15 protein-coding genes are annotated in these 21,462 nt (G+C 70.4%); 6 read left to right on the top strand and 9 right to left on the bottom strand.

Annotated elements, in window-relative coordinates; translation table 11 throughout:
- Window positions 1-43: 43 nt before the first annotated feature.
- Together RAB71_RS01615 and RAB71_RS01610 are read right to left on the bottom strand one after the other, a co-directional pair.
- Window positions 44-562: a cytochrome c5 family protein gene (locus RAB71_RS01615; protein ID WP_010341366.1), complete on the bottom strand. Its 519-nt coding sequence runs from the start codon at window positions 560-562 to the stop codon at window positions 44-46.
- Window positions 563-715: 153 nt separating this feature from the next.
- On the bottom strand, window positions 716-1,324 hold the full coding sequence (locus tag RAB71_RS01610) for a TetR/AcrR family transcriptional regulator (RefSeq protein WP_010341367.1): 609 nt from the start codon (window positions 1,322-1,324) through the stop codon (window positions 716-718).
- Between the two features lie 132 nt (window positions 1,325-1,456).
- Here RAB71_RS01610 and RAB71_RS01605 point away from each other — a divergent pair, with 132 nt between their 5' ends.
- From RAB71_RS01605 to RAB71_RS01590, 4 genes are all read left to right on the top strand, one after another.
- Entirely contained in the window at window positions 1,457-2,620 is a 1,164-nt protein-coding gene (locus RAB71_RS01605) for an isovaleryl-CoA dehydrogenase (protein ID WP_010341368.1), read from the top strand.
- A gap of 96 nt (window positions 2,621-2,716) precedes the next feature.
- Complete coding sequence (locus tag RAB71_RS01600) at window positions 2,717-4,327, top strand: carboxyl transferase domain-containing protein (RefSeq protein ID WP_010341369.1); 1,611 nt, start codon at window positions 2,717-2,719, stop codon at window positions 4,325-4,327.
- A gap of 985 nt (window positions 4,328-5,312) precedes the next feature.
- Window positions 5,313-7,322 carry an acetyl/propionyl/methylcrotonyl-CoA carboxylase subunit alpha gene (locus tag RAB71_RS01595; protein WP_010341546.1) on the top strand — a complete coding sequence of 670 codons (2,010 nt, stop codon included), beginning with the start codon at window positions 5,313-5,315 and terminating at the stop codon, window positions 7,320-7,322.
- Between the two features lie 76 nt (window positions 7,323-7,398).
- Window positions 7,399-8,139 carry a DUF6065 family protein gene (locus tag RAB71_RS01590; protein WP_041499831.1) on the top strand — a complete coding sequence of 247 codons (741 nt, stop codon included), beginning with the start codon at window positions 7,399-7,401 and terminating at the stop codon, window positions 8,137-8,139.
- A gap of 7 nt (window positions 8,140-8,146) precedes the next feature.
- On the opposite strand, the gene RAB71_RS01585 is transcribed toward RAB71_RS01590, so the two are convergent.
- Window positions 8,147-8,527 carry a hypothetical protein gene (locus tag RAB71_RS01585; protein WP_010341548.1) on the bottom strand — a complete coding sequence of 127 codons (381 nt, stop codon included), beginning with the start codon at window positions 8,525-8,527 and terminating at the stop codon, window positions 8,147-8,149.
- Window positions 8,528-8,614: 87 nt separating this feature from the next.
- A complete protein-coding gene (locus tag RAB71_RS01580; protein WP_010341549.1) occupies window positions 8,615-9,163 on the bottom strand; it encodes an excalibur calcium-binding domain-containing protein in 549 nt (182 codons plus the stop codon).
- 742 nt (window positions 9,164-9,905) lie between these two features.
- Here RAB71_RS01580 and RAB71_RS01575 point away from each other — a divergent pair.
- Window positions 9,906-11,249 (top strand): hypothetical protein, encoded by a 1,344-nt coding sequence (locus tag RAB71_RS01575; RefSeq protein ID WP_010341550.1) that lies wholly within the window; start codon window positions 9,906-9,908, stop codon window positions 11,247-11,249.
- Window positions 11,250-11,367: 118 nt separating this feature from the next.
- Here the strand turns inward: RAB71_RS01575 and RAB71_RS01570 are convergent, their stop codons facing one another.
- From RAB71_RS01570 to RAB71_RS01560, 3 genes are all read right to left on the bottom strand, one after another.
- Entirely contained in the window at window positions 11,368-11,748 is a 381-nt protein-coding gene (locus RAB71_RS01570; protein ID WP_010341551.1) for a VOC family protein, read from the bottom strand.
- Between the two features lie 113 nt (window positions 11,749-11,861).
- Window positions 11,862-12,272, bottom strand: coding sequence for a hypothetical protein (locus tag RAB71_RS01565; RefSeq protein WP_010341552.1), 411 nt, complete (start codon window positions 12,270-12,272; stop codon window positions 11,862-11,864).
- Between the two features lie 13 nt (window positions 12,273-12,285).
- Complete coding sequence (locus RAB71_RS01560; protein WP_010341553.1) at window positions 12,286-14,982, bottom strand: bifunctional acetate--CoA ligase family protein/GNAT family N-acetyltransferase; 2,697 nt, start codon at window positions 14,980-14,982, stop codon at window positions 12,286-12,288.
- Window positions 14,983-15,571: 589 nt separating this feature from the next.
- Here RAB71_RS01560 and RAB71_RS01555 point away from each other — a divergent pair.
- Window positions 15,572-17,410, top strand: a complete 1,839-nt coding sequence (locus RAB71_RS01555; RefSeq protein ID WP_010341554.1) for a monovalent cation:proton antiporter-2 (CPA2) family protein — start codon at window positions 15,572-15,574, stop codon at window positions 17,408-17,410.
- A 470-nt stretch (window positions 17,411-17,880) separates the two neighbouring features.
- On the opposite strand, the gene zwf is transcribed toward RAB71_RS01555, so the two are convergent.
- Window positions 17,881-19,662, bottom strand: coding sequence for a glucose-6-phosphate dehydrogenase (gene zwf, locus RAB71_RS01550; RefSeq protein ID WP_010341555.1), 1,782 nt, complete (start codon window positions 19,660-19,662; stop codon window positions 17,881-17,883).
- Window positions 19,659-21,449 (bottom strand): glycoside hydrolase family 15 protein, encoded by a 1,791-nt coding sequence (locus RAB71_RS01545; RefSeq protein ID WP_010341556.1) that lies wholly within the window; start codon window positions 21,447-21,449, stop codon window positions 19,659-19,661. Before RAB71_RS01545 ends, zwf begins: the two co-directional genes overlap by 4 nt.
- Window positions 21,450-21,462 lie beyond the last annotated feature (13 nt).

The raw sequence follows: 21,462 nt of genomic DNA, 5'->3' as shown, positions 1-21,462 counted from the left end.
GCGCCGCCCGGAGGCGGCGCAGGGGCGTGCGGGAGGCGCAAGGTTACTTCAGGTTGGCCAGCATCCAGTCCACGGTGGCGTGGATCTGCTCCTCGGTCAGCCCGGGATTGCCGCCCTTGGGCGGCATGATGCCGCCGTCGGGGCCGGTGTAGCCCTCGATGGCGTGCCTGTAGAGCGTGTCCTTGCCCTGCGCGATGCGCTTGTCCCAGTGCGCGTGGTCCAGCGTCGGCGCCTTGCCCACGCCGGTGGTGTGGCAGGCGGTGCACAGGTTGTTGAAGATGGTCTTGCCGTCGGTGGTGCCGCCGTAGGCCGCCTGCGCCGAGGCCTTGGCCAGCGCCGCCGCCTGCGCAGCGGCCTGCGCCGCGGCGCCGGTGCTGCCGGCGTAGACCGCGCCCACGGGCGCAATGCGCTCGTCGGTGCGCTTTTGCGCGGTCGGCGACACCTCCGGCGGGATGGCCCGCTGCAGGTGATGCGCGAACACGATCAGGCCGAGGGTGATCAGCACCAGCAGGCCGATCACCATCGAGAAGCGCTTGAGAAATTCGAGGTCGTAATTCCGCACATCACACCCCTTTGGCACGTGGTAATCCGGACCACCGCTACGCGACCGAGTATAGCCAGCGTTTGCGCCGCGCTGCACGCCAGGATGGCCCGGAATCGCAGGCGATGCGTGCTGCATCGCAGCAGTTCGGCGCAGGCGGCGCGGCCGTTGCGCTCAGGCGCTGCCCACCGCGCGCAGGCAGAACCCGCACACCGCCTCGACCAGGCGCTCGCTGTCGCGCGGGCCGTCGCGGCTGGGCGCGGTCGGGCCGACCAGGGCCTCGGTGTAGGCGCCGACCAGACATGCCGCGGCCGCGTCCAGGTCCTGCGCGGGGAACTCGCCCGCGGCCACGCCGTCGGCCAGGATGCCCTTGAACACGTCGCCGAGCAGGCGCCGGCAGCGGATGCGCTCGGCGTCCACCTCCGGCTCCACCGGCTCGGCGATGAAGGCGTAGGCCAGGCCGGGGCCGGCCAGGGCGCGGCGCACGAACGAGGCGATGGCATCGCGCAGGCGCTGCGCGGCCGGCGCCGGCGCGGCGGCGATGTCACGCAGGATGGTCAGCTCGTGCTCCACCGCCGCGGTCAGCACCTCCACGAACAGTTCGGCCTTGGACGGGAAATGCCGGTAGATCAGCCCGGTGGAGACCCCGGCCTCGGCCGCCACCGCGGTCACCGGGGCGCCACGGAAGCCGTCGGCGGCGATCAGCCGGCGCGCCGCCAGCAGGATGCGCTGGCGGTTGCCGGCGAGGCGTTCTTCCATCAGGGCGGAGCGTTTGTAGGCCATGGCGTGATTCTAAGTTCAATTAATGAATTTCTGTTCACTTCTTTGCCGTTCCCGGCTACGCTGGGCGCTCTTGCCCGGCGCGGGTCCGATTCTAGGCGCCGCCGGCCACCCGCCATTCCCGGAGTTGCCGCCATGCTGATGCCGTCGTTGAATTTCGAGTTGGGCGAGGAGGTCGACCTGCTGCGCGACAGCGTCGCCGCCTTTGCCGCGCGCGAGATCGCGCCGCTGGCCGAGCAGGCCGACCGCGACAACGCCTTCCCCGCACCGCTGTGGCGCAAGCTCGGCGAACAGGGCCTGCTCGGCCTCACCGTGGAGGAGGAGTACGGCGGCAGCGCGATGGGCTATCTGGCGCACGTGGTGGCGATGGAGGAGATCTCCCGCGCCTGCGGCGCGATCGGCCTGTCCTACGGCGCGCATTCGAACCTGTGCGTGAACCAGTTGCGCAAGAACGCCAGCCCGGCGCAGAAGGCGCGCTACCTGCCGAAGCTGTGCAGCGGCGAGCACGTCGGCGCGCTGGCGATGAGCGAGCCCGGCGCCGGCTCGGACGTGGTGTCGATGAAGCTGCGCGCCGAGGCGCGCGGCGACCGCTACGTGCTCAACGGCAACAAGATGTGGATCACCAACGGCCCCGACGCCGACGTGCTGGTGGTCTACGCCAAGACCGACCCCAGCGGCGGCGCGCGCGGCATCACCGCGTTCGTGGTCGAGAAGGGCATGCCTGGCTTCAGCACCGCGCAGAAGCTGGACAAGCTCGGCATGCGCGGCTCCAACACCTGCGAACTGGTGTTCCAGGACTGCGAAGTGCCGGCGGAGAACGTGCTGGGCGAGGTCGGCGGCGGCGTGCGCGTGCTGATGTCCGGCCTGGATTACGAGCGCGTGGTGCTGTCCGGCGGTCCGCTGGGGCTGATGGCCGCGGCGCTGGACGTGGTGCTGCCCTACGTGCACGAGCGCCGCCAGTTCGGCGAACCGATCGGCAGCTTCCAGCTGATGCAGGGCAAGCTGGCCGACATGTACGTGGGCCTCAACGCCTGCCGCGCCTACGTGTACGCGGTGGCGCGCGCCTGCGACGCCGGCCGCACCACCCGCCAGGACGCCGCCGGCGCGATCCTCTACGCCGCCGAGAAGGCGACCTGGCTGACCGGCCAGGCGATCCAGGTGCTGGGCGGCAACGGCTACATCAACGACTATCCGACCGGGCGCCTGTGGCGCGACGCCAAGCTCTACGAGATCGGCGCGGGCACCTCGGAGATCCGCCGCATGCTGATCGGCCGCGAATTGTTCGAGCGGACCAAGTGATGCTGAGCGGGTGGCGGGCCTTCCCATGAACGCCCATCGCGGCTGAAGCCGCTCCTACACCGCACCACGCCTCTTCTCCTTTCCAACGGTTCTGCCATGAGCGCGATCCAGACCCAGTTGCAACCCGGCAGCGACGCCTTCGCCGCCAATGCCGCCGCGCTGCGCGCGGTGGTCGACGACCTGCACGCCACCCAGGCGCGCATCGCCCTGGGCGGCAGCGAAGCCGCCCGCGCCAAGCACCAGGCGCGCGGCAAGCTGCTGGTGCGCGAGCGCATCGACGCCCTGCTCGACCCGGGCAGCGCGTTCCTGGAGATCGCGCCGCTGGCGGCGCTGGGCCTGTACGACGACGAGGTGCCGTGCGCCGGCGTGGTCGCCGGCATCGGCCGCGTCTCCGGTGTGGAATGCGTGATCGTGGCCAACGACGCCACGGTCAAGGGCGGCACCTACTACCCGATGACGGTGAAGAAACACCTGCGCGCGCAGGAGATCGCCCTGCAGAACCGGCTGCCGTGCATCTACCTGGTCGATTCCGGCGGCGCGTTTTTGCCGCTGCAGGACGAGGTGTTTCCCGACCGCGACCACTTCGGCCGGATCTTCTACAACCAGGCCAACCTCTCGGCGCAGGGCATCGCCCAGATCGCCTGCGTGATGGGCTCGTGCACCGCCGGCGGCGCCTACGTGCCGGCGATGAGCGACGAGACGGTGATCGTGCGTGAGCAGGGCACGATCTTCCTCGGCGGCCCGCCGCTGGTGAAGGCCGCCACCGGCGAGGACGTCAGCGCCGAGGACCTCGGCGGCGCCGATGTGCACACGCGCATCTCCGGCGTGGCCGACCACTTCGCCGACAACGACCTGCAGGCGCTGGCGCGGGTGCGCGCGATCGTCTCCCAGCTCAACTGGCGCAAGCCGGCCCCCGCTCTGGCGCTGCGCACGCCGGAGCCGCCGCTGTATCCGGCCGAGGAACTGTACGGGGTGATCCCGGCCGACCCGCGCAAGCCGTTCGACGTGCGCGAGGTGATCGCGCGGGTGGTGGACGGCTCGCGCCTGGACGAATTCAAGGCGCGCTACGGCACCACGCTGGTCACCGGCTTTGCGCACATCCACGGCTATCCGGTGGGCATCGTTGCCAACAACGGCATCCTGTTCTCCGAGTCGGCGCTGAAGGGCGCGCACTTCATCGAGCTGTGCGCGCAGCGCGGCATTCCGCTGGTATTCCTGCAGAACATCACCGGCTTCATGGTCGGCCGCAAGTACGAGCACGGCGGCATCGCCAAGGACGGCGCCAAGCTGGTGATGGCGGTGGCCTGCGCCAAGGTACCCAAGTTCACGGTGGTGATCGGCGGTTCGTTCGGCGCCGGCAACTACGGCATGTGCGGCCGCGCGTATTCACCGAATTTCCTGTGGATGTGGCCGAACGCACGCATCGGGGTGATGGGCGGCGAGCAGGCGGCCAGCGTGCTGGCGACGGTGCGCCGCGACGGCATCGCGGCCAAGGGCGGGCAGTGGTCGGACGCGGAGGAGGCGGCGTTCAAGGCGCCGATCCGCGAGCAGTTCGAGCGGCAGGGCCATCCTTACTACGCCAGTGCGCGGTTGTGGGACGACGGGGTGATCGATCCGGCGCAGACGCGGCGGGTGCTGGGGTTGGGCTTATCCGCGGCGTTGAATGCGCCGGCGGAGCCGAGCCGGTTCGGGGTGTTCCGGATGTGAGGGCGCGCATGCGCTCGGGGTGGAAAGCGCGTTCGCGCGGGGATCGGCGGTGGTCACGCAGGTGGTCGCTGGCGATGCCGGCGCTAGTGTGCCCGGCGGTGGGCTCCACGACCGACTCTGCGGACGCGCTCGCTGCGACGGCCTCCGCTTTTGCTGCTGCTTTTGCTTTCGCCCCTGCATTTGCTCTTGCTCTGCCTTTGACTTACCGGGCCCCCTCGGCGCGGCAGCCGCGGCGGGCGAATACCCGAAGGGCGGCGCGCAGGATGCGCGTCGTTTTTCGCCGGCACATGGATGTGCCGTCGAAAAATGCCCGTCGTGGCTGCGGACCCGGAGCGCGTAGCGCGGAGGGCGCGCTGCGGGGTGTGCTTTCTTTTGGTTACTTTTCTTTGCACAAGCAAAGAAAAGTGACTCGCCGCCAGGCGAAAGCTTTGCTCTTGCACTTGCTGCCAGGGTGGCGGCCGCTGAATCGTAGGAGCGGCTTTAGCCGCGACAGACAGAACGGACTCTCGCTGTCGCGGCTGAAGCCGCTCCTACAGATCTTCTCGTCCGATAGACAAGCTTCAATCAACAGCAGTAGCGACAGCAAAAGCTTTAAAGGCTTTCGCCCTTGCGGGCGAGTTACTTTTCTTTGCTCGCGCAAAGAAAAGGTAACCAAAAGAAAGCGCGCCCTGCCTCGCGCCCTCCGCGCTGCGCGCTCCGGGTCCGCGTCCAGCCCGGGGATCCGCGGAAGGGGCATCCTGCCCCTGCCGCGGACGGCGCACGTCCATGTGCGCCGCCCCTTCGGGGTTTTTCCCCGTGCTGGCCGCCGCTTCGGAAGGGAACCCGGTAAATCAAAAGCCGGAGCAACAGCCAAAGCCAAAGCCAAAGCATGGCAACCGCAACTGCAACCGCTGAAGCTGCTCCGGCAGAACAACTACGACGCAACTCTTGCGCACGTCTGCGCACCGCAAGCGCAACACCTCTAACCTTCTCCAGGCACCCGATCATGGCCACCCCCGACCTGCCGACCTTCGACAAGATCCTCATCGCCAATCGCGGCGAGATCGCCTGCCGGGTGATCGCCACCTGCCGCAAGCTCGGCATCGCCACCGTGGCCGTGTACTCCGATGCCGATCGCGACGCGCGCCACGTGCGTCTGGCCGACGAGGCCGTGCACATCGGCGCCGCGCCGGCGCGCGAGAGCTACCTGCGCGGCGAGCGCATCCTCGAGGCCGCGCAACGCAGCGGCGCGCAGGCCATCCATCCCGGGTATGGCTTCCTGTCCGAGAACGCGGAGTTCGCCGAGGCCTGCGCCGCGCGCGGGCTGGTGTTCATCGGGCCGCCGCCGGCGGCGATCCGCGCCATGGGCGACAAGAGCGCGGCCAAGGCCCTGATGCAGGCGGCCGGGGTGCCGCTGACGCCGGGCTATCACGGCGAGCAGCAAGACCCGGACTTCCTGCGCGCGCAGGCCGCGGCCATCGGCTACCCGGTGCTGATCAAGGCCAGCGCCGGTGGCGGCGGCAAGGGCATGCGCCGGGTCGATGACGATGCCGACTTCGACGCCGCGCTCGCCGCCTGCCAGCGCGAGGCGCAGGCCGCGTTCGGCAATGCGCACGTGCTGGTGGAGAAGTACGTGCTGCGGCCGCGGCACATCGAGATCCAGGTGTTCGGCGACAGCCACGGCGAGTTGGTCTACCTGTTTGAACGCGACTGCTCGGTGCAGCGCCGCCACCAGAAGGTGCTGGAGGAAGCGCCCGCACCGGGCATGGACGCGGAACGGCGTGCGGCGATGGGCCAGGCCGCGGTGGAGGCCGCGCGCGCGGTGGGCTATGTCGGCGCCGGCACCGTGGAGTTCATCGTCGCGCCCGATGGCGCGTTCTACTTCATGGAAATGAATACCCGCCTGCAGGTGGAACACCCGGTCACCGAGTGCATCACCGGCACCGACCTGGTGGAGTGGCAACTGCGCGTGGCCGCCGGCCAGCCGCTGCCGCAGCGCCAGCACGAACTGGCGATCCACGGCCATGCGCTGGAAGCGCGGCTGTACGCCGAAGACCCGGCGCGCGGCTTCCTGCCGTCGATCGGCACGCTGCAGCATCTGCGCCTGCCCGCCGCCGACGCGCATACGCGCGTCGATGCCGGCGTCGAACAGGGCGATGTGATCGGCCCACACTACGATCCGATGATCGCCAAGCTGATCGTCTGGGATACGACCCGCGAGCGCGCGCTGCGGCGCATGCAGACGGCGCTGGCCGCGTGCCAGGTGGTCGGCGTGTCGACCAATGCCGCGTTCCTGCAGCGCCTGGTCGGCACCAGCGCGTTCGCGCAGGCGGACCTGGACACCGCACTGATCGAGCGCGAACACACGGCGCTGTTCGACACCCCAGCCCCGACCAGCGATGCGCTGTGGAGCCTGGCCGCACTGGCCTGGCAACTGCACGCGTCGGCGCCCACCGCGCACGCGGCCGATCCGCACTCGCCCTGGGATTTGCGCGACGGCTGGCGGCTGGGTGCGCCAGCCCCGCATGCGCTGACGCTGCAGCATGGCGACACCCAGCGCACGTTGCACCTGACCGCGCATGCCGGCGGCTGGCAGATCCACGCCGCGCAGACGAAGGAGACGCTCGAGGCGAGCGGCCAGTTGCACGACGGGCGTCTGTCCGCCTTCCTCGGCACGCAGCGGGTGCAGGCCGATGCGGTGTTCGCGGGTGCGCAGCTGCACCTGTTCGTCGACGGCCATGGCTATCTGTTCGAACGCCACGACCCGGTCGCCGAGGCCGACCAGCCGGCGGTGGAAAGCGGCGGGCTGACCGCGCCGATGCCGGGACGCATCGTCGCCCTGCTGGTCGCGCCCGGCACCCAGGTGACCCGCGGCACGCCGCTGCTGGTGCTGGAGGCGATGAAGATGGAGCACACCCTGCAGGCACCGGCCGACGGCACCGTGCAGGGCTTTCGCGTGCGCGAGGGCGAGCTGGTCGGCGACGGCGTGGCGCTGCTGGATTTCGAAGCGGCGTGAGCGGCGCGCCTCGCGCGGTCGCCAAGACCGCAGCGAGGCGTCACACTCGGGGCTGGTCCATCCTCCTGCCCGCACCATGAAACTCACCGCCCACGTTCTCGACGGCCACACCCTGGACGTGCGTCCGGCGCCGCGCGAGCGGCCGTGGATGGACCGCACCTCCGAGCGTTACGCGTACCGCTGCCTGCCGCTGGACATCGCCAACGCGCACGGCTGGGAGTTGCTGTGTCAGACCGCGTTCGAGGCCGAGTGGAACGGCGGCAATGCGCTCGACGACCTGCGCGTGCAGCCGGCGCCGGGCACGCACGCGCCGGCGGTCAGCCACTTCGGCTACGGCGTGCTCACCTTCCACGTGCCGTGCCTGTTCCGCACCGAGGCCGGCGTGGACCTGTACGTCACCGCGCCGGTGAACCGGCCCAAGGACGGCATCGCCGGGCTCACCGGGCTGATCGAGACCGACTGGAGCCCCTACACCTTCACCATGAACTGGCAGTTCACCCGGCCCGGCCGCGTGCGCTTCGAGGCGGGCGAGCCGTTCTGCCACTTCTTCCCGGTGCAGCGGCGGGTGCTGGCCGAGACCGAGCCGCGCTGGCAGCCACTGTCGCAGACGCCGGAACTGGAACGCGAACACCAGGCATGGATGCGCAGCCGCGGGCAGTTCCTGCACGATCTGGAACAGCCCGGTTCCGATGCCAGCCGCGAAGGCTGGCAGCGCAGCTACTTCCGCGGGCCGGCGCCGGGGCAGTGCCCGGCCGGCGTGGAGCACCGGGTGAAACTGCGGCTGGCGCCGTTCACCCGCAGCGACGACGCGGAATGACGCCGGCTCAGCGCGCGTGGCGCTGGCGCACGCGCGTGGACAGGCGAAACACGCCGTAGGCCAGCAGCATGCCCAGGATCCCGGCGACGGCATGCGCCCAGTCGAACACGCGCGGACCGATCCCACCGACCTGGTCGCCCCACAGGTTGAACAGCACCAGGACGATGACCGTCAGGCCCAGGCCGGCGAGGAACGCGGCGCGGTTGGCGCCCAGCGCGTAGAACAGGAACGGCAGGCCGAGCCCGACCAGGAAATGCACCGGGAAGAAGTACACCGAGCCGTACGGCCGCAACAGCGACCAGACGATGGCGGCGAACACCGCGACGAAGACGAACAGGCCCAGCGACAACGCGCGGGTCTTGGTGGGAGAGAGGCGTGGCTCGGTCATGCGTCACCTGCAGGCAATGCGCGACCGTAGCCGAGTCCCGATCACGGTCGGGTCAAGACCCTGCGCCGCGCACGCGCCGACCGCGGCTCAGCGCGTGCGCCGGCACCACTGCCGTTCGCACGGCACGCCATCGTGGTTGCCATCCATCTCCACGCCCGGGCAGTGCTGCAGGAAGTACACCGCTTCGTCGCACGAGGTCATCTGCGCGCAATGCGTGCGGCCGTCGCACTGGAAGGCCGGCGCCGGCGATGCGGGCGCCGTGGCCACCGGCGCGACCGGCGCCGCAGGAGCTACCGGCGGCGGCGCCACCAAGCGCAGCACGGCATAGCCGGCGACCGCGAGCACCACCAGCAACGCCAGCACGCCGAGCCAGCGGCCGCGACGCCCGCGCGGTGCGGTCGCCGCCTGCGCGGCCGGTACCGGTGCACGCCCGGGCCGCATCACCCGCATCGCGTGCGGCCGTCCCTGCGCATCGTGCTCCAGGTCGAATGAGATCAGTTCGCCCACTCGTGGCGGTACGCCGTCGGCGGGAAATGCCGCGCGTTGCACCTCGGCTTCGGTCTCGCGATGCGCCAGGCGCACTCGGCCGCAGCCGCGCTCCTCGTCCCACTGAATCAAGGTCCCGTGCGTGCGCATGGCGTCACCGCAAGAAAGTGCATCGCCGCAGTGGACGCCGCCGTGCCCGGTGCGTCCACCGTCCCCACCGCGCCTGCCCGTTCCCGCCAGGCGCGACCCCGCACGCAGCATGCCACGACGGCGGCCAGCGTGCCGGCGGGCCACCCGCTGCGCGCGCGATCGACGTGAAGGCCCACCGCCGTCTGCCATCGCGACGCCGGCGCGCGCAACTGTCTACCACCGGCCGCGCGGCGCTCGCTAGAGTCCGAAGCGTCGAGCAACGCCGAAGTCCGCCACCACGCGGGACTGGCGATCGACGCGCAACCCGGCATCGCGGCCGCCGCACGGCGCCGCCTCCGCAGCATTCGTCCCCCGATGCTGCCCTGCCGGGCCCGCGCGTTTCCCCCACGCTCGACGCATCGGGGTCGTTCAACGCAGTTGCCTTCCACACGGGGTCAGGAGAGCGACATGGACAGGTCTTCGGTCCGCTAGGCCGTTTCAGCAGGACTGCCGCTTCCACAGCAGCGTCGCCGCACCCGCGCGGTGGCGATGGGCGGTGCATTTCCAAAAGCGTCTCTCGCTTCGTCTGCGCGCGCAGGCGGAAGTGTCCGCGCATGCCTGCGGCGTGGCCCTGGCACGGCGATGTTCTTTCATCGCGGCCGCGCAGCAGCACGGGCGTGCGGCCGGTCCGGGGCCAGGGGATGTCCGGACACAGGACGCGGCATCGCCCGCACGCACCGACGCACTCGACCGGAGGTCCACCATGCACCCGTCCCACCCGCGCACACTCGCCATCGCCGTCGCGCTGACCCTCGCCAGCGGCGCCGCTTCCGCCGGCCGGTTTCCGGATTTCGGCTACGCGCCGCCGGCCACCTACAAAGGGCCGCTGTTCCAGCTCAGCCAGGACTATCCGCAGCAGCCACCCAGCGGCCCGTTGCCGGCGTTCTTCCAGAAACTGCCCAAGCCGCTGACCAACGACTTCGAAGCCTGGCGCGGCTACGCCGATGCGGTGAAGACCTACTGCCTGGAAGGCAACGTCGAAAGCGACTGGTACGTGCAGAACAACAAGGTGCGGCGCTGGTACCACGCGCCCTGGCAGCATTACGGCCCGCTCGGGCGCGAAGGCGTGCACGGGCTGACCAAGGAGGCGCAGATCCAGGTCAAGCAACTGGCGCCGACCCAGCTCACCTCCGGCCAGACCTTCGCGGTCGGCATCTACAACGATGTGGGCGCCTACACCTTCGGCCAGGTGTGGAAGGATCCGCAGAACCCGGATCCAAGCTTCACCACCAAGCCCAACACCTTCCGCGACGGCACCGTGGTCTGCAAGGCGCTGTTCGCCGACGTGGACCTGAGCCAGGTTCCGTTCCTGCAGAACCCGGTGCTGTGGAACGCCTGGGTCACCAACAGCTTCAAGTCCGCCGACCGCGCGTTCAAGCAGGTGGCGCTGATCCAGATGGATTTCGCCGTGCGCGACAGCCGCGTGCCCGGCACCGGCTGGATCTTCGGCACCTTCCAGTACAACGGTGCGGTCAGCGGCAAGCCCGGCTGGCAGAACCTGGTGCCGGTGGGCGTGATGTTCGGCAACGATCCGCAGAACACCGGCGACGACTACACCAACAAGCAGCCGACCCAGACCCGGATCAATCCGCGCATCCTGCAGTCGGCGATCAACACCAAGCCGGAACTGCCGCCGACCCACCTGGGCTGGAACGGCCGCCTCAACGGCCCGGTGGACAATCCGATCAGCTCCTGCATGAGCTGCCACATGACCGCCGAATCGCCGCAACTCTCGCCGATGAACCCGACCTTCCAGGCGCCGGACAAGGTGCCACCGGTCGGTTCCAAGGAATGGATGCGCTGGTTCCAGAACGTCCCCGCCGGGCAACCGTTCGACGCGGCGGCCAAGAGCACCGACTACAGCCTGCAGCTGGCCGGCGGCATCGCCAACTTCTACGACTGGAAGTGCACCCAGGACGGCGTGTTCGTCAGCGGCGGCAACCTGTGCGAGCAGCGCAAGACCTCGCTGAAACTGATGCGCTCCACCACGCCGCCGCCGACCGTGTACCCGGTCGAGCGTGGGGTGAGCAACCAGGAACTGGAGTAGCCGTCACCGCGCCTTGCCTGTCGCGCGCCGCTCGACGGCGCCGGCGGGCACGGCCTGGGCAGAGCGCGACGACGACGCAGCGATGCGTGGCGTCAGGCGTGCTGGTGCCTGCGCTCGCTCAACCGACCTGCTGCCCGACCCACCAGGTCGTGCCGCCTGGGTCGCGGAAGCCGCCACGCCGGTCCGGATCGTCCTTCTGCATCGGCGCCTGCACCGCCGTGGCGCCGGCGGCCAACGCACGCTGGTAGGTCGCATCCACGTCGCGCACGTAGACGTGCACATGCGCCGGCAGCGCCGGCCAGCCATCGACCGCATCGCAGAACATCACCACGGTGTCGTCGATGCGTACCTCGCCATGGGCGAGCAGGCCGCCCTCGCCGGGAATCTGCCGCAAGGGCTCGGCATCGAACACCGCGACCAGGAACTCGAGGGTGCGCTGCGCGCCGTCGACGATGAGATACGGGGAGACCGAGGTGTAGCGCTCTGGTTTGAACGACATGAGAATCTCCTCTGGGCAGGTGTCGGATGCGGATCAGCGTTTGCGGCGATGGAGTCCATGATGCGATGGATGTCCATGGCGGCATGCCGTTGTGCGAAGTCGCGCAGTCCCGCTCACAGCGCGCACGTGCTCAACCGCATCGCCAGGGTGAAGGGCACCTTGCCCAGGCCATCGAGGCCTTCGACATCGAACGCATAGACGCCCTTGGCCACGAGCGTCAGTTGCCCGTCGCGCGAAAGATGGAAGGTCAGCGTGTCGACGTCGACCGGATGGTGCACGCCGGCCAGGTAAAGCGAGCCGTCGATGTAGCCGTCCTGCGGATTGCGCGGAAAGTCGAAGCGCTGGCCGGCCAGCGCGCCGAGCCTGAGCGACGGCAGCGCGATGCCGTCCAGGCAGATCGCGGTGTCCACGATCTCGCCATCATGCAGGAAAGGACGCAGCAGGATTTCCAGCGAGGCGTCCTCCGGCTGACCGGAGAGGATCGCGTGACGCGGTTGCAACAGGCTCGGCGAGAACGTCGACATCGCGGCGCCGTCCTCAGTGCTGCGCCACCGGCAACACCACGTCCATAAGCGTGGCGTCGTCCGGATCCGGCGTGGCTTTGAAGCCGAGTTGCTGGCACATCGCCAGCATGGTGCGGTTCTCGCGCAGCACCTGGCCTTCGACCACCTTGAGGCCGAGCCAGCCGGCGTACTCGATCATGATCCGCATCAGTTGCCAGCCGATGCCGTGGCCCTTGAGGTCGGAGCGGATCAGGATGCCGTATTCGCCGCGGTCGTAGTCGGCGTCGGCGTGCAGGCGCACCGCGCCGAGCATGTCGCCGCTGCGCGGTTCGATCGCCACCAGCGCGATCGAGCGCGCGTAGTCGAGCTGGGTCAGGCGCGCGATGAACTCGTGGCTGAAATGCTTGACCGCCTGGAAGAAGCGCAGCCGCAGGTCTTCGTCAGTGACACGGGCGAAGAAGCTGCGGAACAGCGCGTCGTCCTCCGGCCGCACCGGACGCACCAGCGCGGCGCTGCCGTCGTTGAGCACGATGCGCCGTTCCCACTCCTTGGGATACGGAAAGATCGCAAAGCGCGGATGGCCGCGGCCCTTGTGCAGGCGCCGCGACGGCGCCACCGCCACCCGCGCGTCGACCGCGATCACCCCGTCGCGGTCGGCCAGCAGCGGGTTGATGTCCAGCTCGCGGATCTCCGGCAGGTCGGCGGCCAGTTGCGCCAGCTTGACCAGCACCATCGCCACCGCGCGCTCGTCGGCGGCCGGCACGTCGCGGTAGGCCTTGAGGATGCGGCTGACGCGGGTGCGGCCGATCAGTTCGTGGGCCAGGCGCAGGTCCAGCGGCGGCAGCGCCAGCGCCTTGTCGTCGATCACCTCCACCGCGGTGCCGCCGCGGCCGAACACGATCACCGGGCCGAAGGTCGGATCGTCGGCGATGCCGGCGATCAACTCGCGTGCCTTCGGCCGCAGCAGCGAGGGCTGCACCAGCACGCCGTCGATGCGCGCATCCGGACGCGCGGCGCGCGCGCGGGCGAGGATGCCCTCGGCCGCATCGCGCACCGCCTCCACGCTGACCAGGTTGAGGCGTACGCCGTCCACGTCGGACTTGTGCGGAATGTCGGCCGAATGAATCTTCACCGCCACCGCCGAGCCTTGCGCGAGCATCGGCGCGGCCACCTGCGCCGCGGCCTCGGCATCGGCGGCGTGTTCCACCGGCGCGGTGGGGATGCCGTAGGCGGCAAGCAGCCGCGTGGTCGCCAGCGGGTCCAGCCAGGTCTGCCCGGCGGCCAGCGCGGCGTCGACGATGCCACGCGCGGCGGCGGCGTCGAAGGCAAAATCGTCGGGCAGGCTCGGCGGCGTTTCCATCAGCGCCGCCTGCGCCTCGCGGTAGCGCACCAGGTGCATGAAGCCGCGCACCGCGTCGGCCTCGGTGGCGTAAGTGGGAATGCGCGCGGCGTTGAGCGTGGCGGTGGCGCTCTCGTCGTTGCCCAGCCACACCGCGAACACCGGCTTGTTGCGGTGGTGGCGCGGGCGCTGGCCGAGGATGCGGGTCAGCGCCTGCGCCGCCTCGGCGGAAGAGGTGAACGCGGTGGGCACGTTGACCACCAGCACCGCATCGTTCTCCGGATCCTCCAGCAGCGCGCCGGCGGCGGCGGCATAGCGCTCGCCGTCGGCGTCCACCACGATGTCCACCGGATTGCGGTGCGACCATTCCTGCGGCAATGCCTGTTCCAGGCGCTGCTGGGTGGGCGCCGACAGCGTGGCCAGGGTGCCGCCGAGATCGGCCAGCGTATCCACCGCCAGGTGGCCGACGCCGCCGCCGTTGCTGAGGATGGCCAGGCGCCGGCCGGGGAAGGTGCTGAGCCGGCCCAGCGTCTCCGCGGCGGCGAACAGCTCGTCCAGCGCGCGCACCCGCAGCAGGCCGGCGCGGGCGAACGCGGCGCCGTACACCGCATCGGAACTGGCCAGCGCCTGCACGTGGGTGTCGGCGTTGGGGTCGATGCGCAGTTGCCGGCCCGACTTCACCACCACCACCGGCTTGGCGCGCGCGGCGGCGCGGGCGGCGGACATGAACTTGCGCGCGTCGCGGATGTGCTCGACATAGAGCAGGATCGCGCGGGTGCGGTAGTCGGTGGCGAAATAGTCGAGCAGGTCGGCGAAGTCCACGTCCAGCGCGTCGCCCAGCGAGACCACCGCCGAGAAGCCGACCGCACGCGCCACGCCCCATTCCACCAGCGCCGCGGCAATGGCGCTGGATTCGGAGATCAGCGCCAGGTCGCCCGGCTGCGGACAATGCGCGGCGATGCTGGCGTTGAGCCGCGCATGCGGGGCGATCACGCCCAGGCAGTGCGGGCCGAGAATGCGCAGGCCCTTGGCGCGTGCGGCGCTCTCCACCCGCGCCGCGGCCGAGCCCGGCCCGCTGCCGAGCCCGGCGGTGAGGATGATCGCCGCAGCCACGCCGCGCCGCGCGGCGATCGACACGATGCGCGGCACCATCCGCGCCGGCGCGGTGATCACCACCAGGTCCGGCACCCACGGCAGATCGGTGAGCCGGCGCACCGTGGGCACGCCGTCGATCTCGCGGTAGCGCGGGCTGACCCAGCCGATCTGCCCCGGGAACCCGGCCGCGCGCAGGCTGCGCACCACCGCCCGCCCGGCCGAACGCTCGCGCGGGCTGCCGCCGACGATGGCGACCGAGGCGGGGCGGAACACGGACTGCAGGTGATAGGTGCTCATGGCGGCGGCAGAGGCGAGCGAATGCGCTAACGGTACACGGCTGGCCGCGGCGCGGGGATGATCCGGGTCTTGCGGCCGACCGTGCCGCGCGTTCGGCGACAGGGCGCACTGTCGCGATTTCGGCCTCCGTGCGTCGGGGCTGAAGCCCCTCCCACAGGGGCTTCGGTCGGCTGTCCGGTGTTCACGGCTCGCGTGTGTTGCTGGATTCAAAACGACCCCAATGGCCGCACGCGCTCTACTCGGGGCATCTCGAACCACCTGTTTTTTGCCGCGCATCCCACCGTCTCGTAGGAGCGGCTTCAGCCGCGACGAGACGTTGCCGGTAAGGCACGGTCGCGGCTGAAGCCGCTCCTACGCGTGTGCGCTTGCGCTTGCTCGATGCCCCCTTCAGGCGCAACGCGACCACGCCACAGGCCACAAGCACAGCGCTCTGACCAGGCGGCGATCCCTCCTCCATAGCAAGGCCAGCAGCACCGCCCATCCGTTCCCACCTCTCGGGTTCGCAGAGCCCAACGAACACCCGCCCCCACAGCCCGGGTCAGCAGACGGTCGCATTGGCGGCCGCATAATGCGGCGATGGAGACGACTCATGCATAGCGGCGGCCTGGAACTGGCGATGGTGCTGCTGCTGGCCGCGGTGATCGCGGTGCCGGTGTTCAAGCGGCTGGGCCTGGGCGCGGTGCTGGCCTACCTGGCCGCGGGCGTGGTGCTGGGGCCGGACGGGCTGGGCTTCGTGCAAGACACCGAGCGCATCCTCAACGCCGCCGAGATCGGCGTGGTGATGCTGCTGTTCCTGATCGGCCTGGAGCTGTCGCCGGCGCGATTGAAGGTGATGCGGCATGCGGTGTTCGGCGCCGGGTCGGCCCAGGTCGCGCTGACCGCGTTGCCGCTGGGCGCGCTGGCGCTGTGCATGGGCATGAACTGGAAGAGCGCGCTGGTGATCGGCCTGGCGCTGGCGCTGTCCTCCACCGCGGTAGGCCTGCAACTGCTGGCCGAGCGCAAGGCGCTCAACAGCGACTACGGCCGGCTCGGCTTCGCCATTCTGCTGTTCCAGGACCTGATCGCGATCCCACTGCTGGCCGCAGTGCCGCTGCTCGGCGGGGCCAAGAACGACACCCTGACCTGGACGGAAGTGGGCCAGGCGCTGGGCGCGCTGGCCCTGGTAGTGCTGTGCGGGCGCTTCGTGCTGCGCCACCTGTTCCGCACCGTGGCGCGCACGCGCATGCCCGAGGTGTTCACCGCCAGTGCGCTGCTGGTGGTGCTGGGCAACGCCTGGTTCCTGCAGAAGGCCGGGCTCAGCCCCAGCCTGGGCGCGTTCCTGGCGGGCGTGCTGCTGGCCGATTCGGAATTCCGCCACGAGCTGGAGGCGCAGATCGAGCCGTTCCAGGGCCTGCTGCTGGGCGTGTTCTTCATCGCCGTGGGCATGGGCATCGACCTGGACCGCATCGTCGCCGAGCCGTGGCTGATCGCCGGTGCGGTGGCCACGCTGCTGCTGGTCAAGTTCGCGCTGCTGGCCGGCATCGGCCGCGTGCTGCGCCTGCCCTGGCGCAGCGCGCTGCTACTGGGCAGCCTGCTGTGGCTGGGCGGCGAGTTCGCCTTCGTCGTGTTCACCGAGGCGCAACGCGTGCGCCTGCTAGACGACGCCACCCACGACCGCCTGGTCGCAGTGGTCGGCGTGTCGATGGCGCTGACCCCGCTGCTGCTGATCGGCATGCAGCGCCTGCTCGGCGGCAGCGAGGCCGGCAAGGGCAAACAGCCACCACCGCCAGCCGCGCAGTACGACACCGTGGATGCGCAGCGCGCGCAGGTGCTGATCGCCGGCATGGGTCGCTTCGGCCAGATCGTGGCGCGTCTGCTGACCGCGCAGCGCATCCCGTTCGTGGCGCTGGAACACAATCCGGACACGGTGGAGGACCTACGCCGCTTCGGCAACCAGCTCTACTACGGCGACCCCAGCCGCCCGGACCTGCTGCGCGCGGCCGGCAGCGACGGCATCCGCATCTTCGTGGTGGCGATGGACGACCCGGAAACCAACATCAAGACCACGCGGCTGATCCGCCGGCTCTACCCCACCGCCAAGGTGCTGGCGCGCGCGCGCAACCGCCAGCACGCCTGGCGACTCATGGACCTGGGCGCCGAACCGTTCCGCGAGGTGTTCGCTTCCAGCCTGGAACTGAGCGAGCAGGTGCTGCTCGGCCTGGGCCTGGACGCGGCCACCGCGCGCGACCGTATCGCCCGCTTCCGCGAACACGACTCGCAACTGCTGCGCGCCCAGCACCTGGTCTACGACGACGAGGCCGCGGTGGTGCAGACCGCGCGCGCGGCGCGCGCGGACCTGACCAAGCTGTTCGAGGCCGACGTCAACGATCCGACGGCGGGGCCGGCGGATGCGACGGGCGCAACAAGCGCGGGACAGCAGCGCAGTTGATGCGTGGCTAGGCCGCACGGCCAGCGGTGTCACAGGCGTGCACTGCGTGATGTGCGCTCGTCGCTGCCGATAACCGCGGTTACGGTGGGTACGCCGTTGCCACGCGCGACGGATCGCGATGGGAGTGCCGACGAGTGGCCGAGGCACGCGCCCACTGCAGCGTGGTGCGCGCGCAGTCGGGCGTGGTCGCGTCGGGGCTGAAGCCCCTCCCACAACTGCGGTCGAGAGCTTCAGGCGCGATGACGCTTGCTGGCTTCGACAACAGGGGACGATGGAACTCCCATGACATGCCGGTTAGCCAAAGCCAATGCTCGGCAAGCGCGCTGTGTCCGCGCGCCGCCAATCCTTCCATTGTGGGAGGGGCTTCAGCCCCGACTGCAGGATCCAGCCGCCGCGGCTGTGCCGCTCCTCCCTGACATGGCGGCATCTCCCCGGACACTGGCGCTCATGCCAGTGCCCAGAGCACCGCTTCAGCGCTTGCGCGGGGGACGCTTCGCGGTGCTGTTGGCCGCGCGCTTGACGGCTTTCTTCGCGGCGCTCTTGGCGACCTGCTTCGGCGCCGGCGTCTTCGCTGGCGCAGAGGCTGTCTTTCGCTTGGTCGACTTGCGCGACGCGGCGGACGTAGCGCCATTGTCCGCCTTGGCGGCGACGCGCTTCGGCGCCGGCGTCACCGGCCGGGTCTCGGTCGTGGCGGTGGCTTCGGGCGGGCGCCGCGGCGGCGGGCGGCGCCCCGCGGTCAGGGTGCGCCAGGTATGGCCGCCGTTGAGCGCCAGCAGCGCATCGGCCGCCGCCGGGCCGGCACTGCCGGCCGGGTACTGCGGGGTTTCGTCGGCCGAGGTCTGCCAGGCGTCGAGGATCGGCTGCACGATGGTCCAGGCCGCCTCGACCATGGTCGCGTCCTGGAACAGGCCGGCCTCGCCGTGCATGCAGTCCTGCAGCAGGCGCTCGTAGCCCACCGTGTATTCCTTGGGGAACCAGTCGCGGTAGCGGAAATCCATGCGCACCGGCGCCAGGCTGACCCGCGCGCCCGGACGCTTGACGTCGAACTGCAGCGAGATGCCCTCGTCAGGCTGGATGTGCAGCACCAGCCAGTCAGGACCGTAGCCGCCGATCTCGGCACTGCGCAGCGGCGCCAGCGGCGCCGGCTTGAAGCGGATTGCGATCTCGGTGGTGCGCTCGCGCAGGCGCTTGCCGGTGCGCAGGTAGAACGGCACGCCGGCCCAGCGCCAGGTGTCCACCTGCAGCTTCATCGCCACGTAGGTCTCGGTATTGGAATCCGGCGGCACCGTGTCTTCCTCGCGGTAGCCGGGCACGGCATTGCGGCCGATCGCGCCGGCCGCGTACTGGCCACGCACCACGTCGGCCGGACTCAGCGGCCGCACCGCCTCGATCACCTCGGCGCGCCGGCGCAGCATCGCCGCCGGGGTGAAGGCCGCCGGCGGTTCCATCGCGATCATCGCCAGCAGCTGGAACAGGTGGTTGGGCACCATGTCGCGCAGGCAGCCGGTGGGATCGTAGAAACCGCCGCGGCCTTCCACGCCGATGGTCTCGGCCGCGGTGATCTGCACGTGGTCGATGCGGTCGCGATTCCACACCGGCTCGAACAGGCCGTTGGCGAAGCGGAAGGCGAGGATGTTCTGCACCGTTTCCTTTCCCAGGAAATGGTCGATGCGGAACACCTGATCCTCGTCGAGCACGCGGCCGACGATGGCGTTGAGTTCGCGCGCGCTCTGCAGGTCATGGCCGAACGGCTTCTCCACGATCACCCGGCGCCAGCCGCCGTTGGCGCTCTGCTTGACCAGGCCGGCCGCCCCCAGCTGCTCGATCACCGGGGCGAAGAAACGCGCCGCGGTGGCCAGGTAGAACAGCACGTTGCCACCGGTGCGGTACTGTGCGCCGATCTTCTCCAGCAGCGCGCCCAGGCTGCGATAGGTGCCGGCGTCGTTGAAGTCGCCGCGCAAGTAGTGCAGGCGCGACCGCAGCCAGCCCCACACCTCCTCGTCCAGGCCGTCGGCCTTGAACTCGGCGTCGCGGTCGGCCATCAGCCCGCGCATCGCATCGCCGAGCATGCGCCGCCAGGCCACTTCGCTGACCGCGCCGTGGTCCACGCCGATCACCGCGAACTCCTCGGGCAGCGCGCCGCTGTGGCGCAGGTTGTACAACGCCGGCAGCACCAGGCGGCGGGTCAGGTCGCCGCGGGCGCCGAACACCACGATCAGGCAGGGAGGAGTGGTCTGGGAGGCATCGCTCATGGATGGGTGTCCTGTTCGCCGATCAAGCCATGCAGGCGCAGCGCCGCGTGGACCAGCGCCACGTGCGAATAGCCCTGCGGGAAATTGCCGAGCATGCGGCCGCTGCGCGGGTCGTACTCCTCGGCCAGCAGGCCGACGTCGTTGCACAGCGTGAGCAGGCGCTCGAACAGCGCGCGCGCCTGCTCGCGGCGGCCGAGCAGCGCGTAGTTCTCCACCAGCCAGAAGCTGCAGGCGATGAAGGTGCCCTCGCCGGCCGGCAGGCCGTCGCCGCTGGCGTCGTCGGCGCGGTAGCGCTCGACCAGGCCGTCGATGCTCAGGCGTGCGGCGATGGCGTCGGCGGTCGCGGCCACGCGCGGATCGTCCGGCGGCAGAAAGCCGACCAGCGGGATCAGCAACGTCGCCGCGTCCAGCCGCTCGCTGCCGTAGCTCTGCACGAAATAGCCGTCGCGGTGCACGCCCTGCGCCAGCACCTGCGCATGGATCTCGTCGGCCAGCGCGCGCCAGTGCGCGCGTTGCGCGGCATCGGCATCGGTGACGCCGTCGCGCGCGCCGCAGTCGAACGCCAGCCACGCCATCACCTTGGAATGCACGAAGTGCTGGCGCTTGTCGCGGATTTCCCAGATGCCCTCGTCCGGCTCGCGCCAGCGCTGCTCCAGCACTTCCAGCAGCTGCCGCGCCAGCGAGCGGCCATGCACCGCCGTGGCCATGCCCTCGTGGTGGCCGCGGTGGAACGCGGCGATCACCTCGCCATAGACGTCGAGCTGGAACTGGCCGACCGCGGCATTGCCCACTCGCACCGGCAAGGCGCCTTCGTAGCCGGGCAGCCAGTCCACCGTCCATTCGGACATGCGCCGCTCGCCACCGATGCCGTACAGCGCCTGCAACTGGTCCGGCGAGCCGGCCACGGTGCGCTGCAGCCAGCCGTGGAAGGCGGCAGCCTCGTCGAAGTAGCCGGCCGCGCGCAACGCGGTCAGGGTGAACACCGCATCGCGCAGCCAGCAGAAGCGGTAGTCCCAGTTGCGCTCGCCGCCCAGGCGTTCGGGCAGCGAGGTGGTCGGCGCGGCGACGATGGCGCCGGTGGGCAGGTAGCTCAGGCCTTTCAACACCACCAGCGAGCGCCGCACCGCCTCGGTCCACGGGCCGGCATGCAGGCAACGGTGCGACCAGCCATGCCAGAACGCCTCGGTCTGCGCCAGCGCCTGCTCCGGCTCCAGCAGCGGCGGCAGCTCCAGGTGCGAGGCGCCGTGGCTGAGCACGAACCAGGTGCTCTCGCCGGCCTCCAGCACGAACTCGGCCTCGGTGGCGAAGCCGTGGCCGTGCATGGCCTGCGGGCTGCGCACGGCGATCTGGTCCGGCCCGGCCACCGCCTGCAGGCCGCCGACGATCTGCGAGACCCAGGGAATGGTGCGGCCGTAGTTGAAGCGCAACTGCAGCTGCATGCGCAGCGGCACTTTGCCGTGCAGGCCGCGCACGATCCGCACCACGTGGTTGTGCATCACCTCGTCGTGGCTGGCGACCATGAAGTCGAGCAGCGCCACTGCGCCGGTGTCGGTCTCGAACCGCGTCTCCAGCACCAGGCTGCCATCGCGGTAGGCGCGGGTGCTGGTGAAGGCGCCCTGCGGCGCGATCGCCCAGCGGCCGTGGTCGGGCTCGCCGAGCAGGGCGGCGAACAGGGCATCGGAATCGAAGCGCGGCAGACACAGCCAATCGATCGAGCCGCAACGGTCCACCAGGGCCGCGCTGCGGCAGTTGCCGAGCATGGCGTAGTCTTCGATTCGCGAGGCCATCGTCGGCGCCGGG

This window comes from Xanthomonas sacchari (assembly GCF_040529065.1).
Taxonomy (GTDB): domain Bacteria; phylum Pseudomonadota; class Gammaproteobacteria; order Xanthomonadales; family Xanthomonadaceae; genus Xanthomonas_A; species Xanthomonas_A sacchari.
This window is presented reverse-complemented; position numbering and strand designations above follow the sequence as displayed.

What these genes read in the sequence shown, in the direction of transcription:
- RAB71_RS01610 (WP_010341367.1), bottom strand. Translation starts at nt 1,324, where the DNA reads ATGGCCTACAAACGCTCCGCCCTGATGGAAGAACGCCTCGCCGGCAAC.
- RAB71_RS01605 (WP_010341368.1), top strand. Translation starts at nt 1,457, where the DNA reads ATGCTGATGCCGTCGTTGAATTTCGAGTTGGGCGAGGAGGTCGACCTG.
- RAB71_RS01600 (WP_010341369.1), top strand. Translation starts at nt 2,717, where the DNA reads ATGAGCGCGATCCAGACCCAGTTGCAACCCGGCAGCGACGCCTTCGCC.
- RAB71_RS01595 (WP_010341546.1), top strand. Translation starts at nt 5,313, where the DNA reads ATGGCCACCCCCGACCTGCCGACCTTCGACAAGATCCTCATCGCCAAT.
- RAB71_RS01590 (WP_041499831.1), top strand. Translation starts at nt 7,399, where the DNA reads ATGAAACTCACCGCCCACGTTCTCGACGGCCACACCCTGGACGTGCGT.
- RAB71_RS01585 (WP_010341548.1), bottom strand. Translation starts at nt 8,527, where the DNA reads ATGACCGAGCCACGCCTCTCTCCCACCAAGACCCGCGCGTTGTCGCTG.
- RAB71_RS01580 (WP_010341549.1), bottom strand. Translation starts at nt 9,163, where the DNA reads ATGCGCACGCACGGGACCTTGATTCAGTGGGACGAGGAGCGCGGCTGC.
- RAB71_RS01575 (WP_010341550.1), top strand. Translation starts at nt 9,906, where the DNA reads ATGCACCCGTCCCACCCGCGCACACTCGCCATCGCCGTCGCGCTGACC.
- RAB71_RS01570 (WP_010341551.1), bottom strand. Translation starts at nt 11,748, where the DNA reads ATGTCGTTCAAACCAGAGCGCTACACCTCGGTCTCCCCGTATCTCATC.
- RAB71_RS01565 (WP_010341552.1), bottom strand. Translation starts at nt 12,272, where the DNA reads ATGTCGACGTTCTCGCCGAGCCTGTTGCAACCGCGTCACGCGATCCTC.
- RAB71_RS01560 (WP_010341553.1), bottom strand. Translation starts at nt 14,982, where the DNA reads ATGAGCACCTATCACCTGCAGTCCGTGTTCCGCCCCGCCTCGGTCGCC.
- RAB71_RS01555 (WP_010341554.1), top strand. Translation starts at nt 15,572, where the DNA reads ATGCATAGCGGCGGCCTGGAACTGGCGATGGTGCTGCTGCTGGCCGCG.
- zwf (WP_010341555.1), bottom strand. Translation starts at nt 19,662, where the DNA reads ATGAGCGATGCCTCCCAGACCACTCCTCCCTGCCTGATCGTGGTGTTC.
- RAB71_RS01545 (WP_010341556.1), bottom strand. Translation starts at nt 21,449, where the DNA reads ATGGCCTCGCGAATCGAAGACTACGCCATGCTCGGCAACTGCCGCAGC.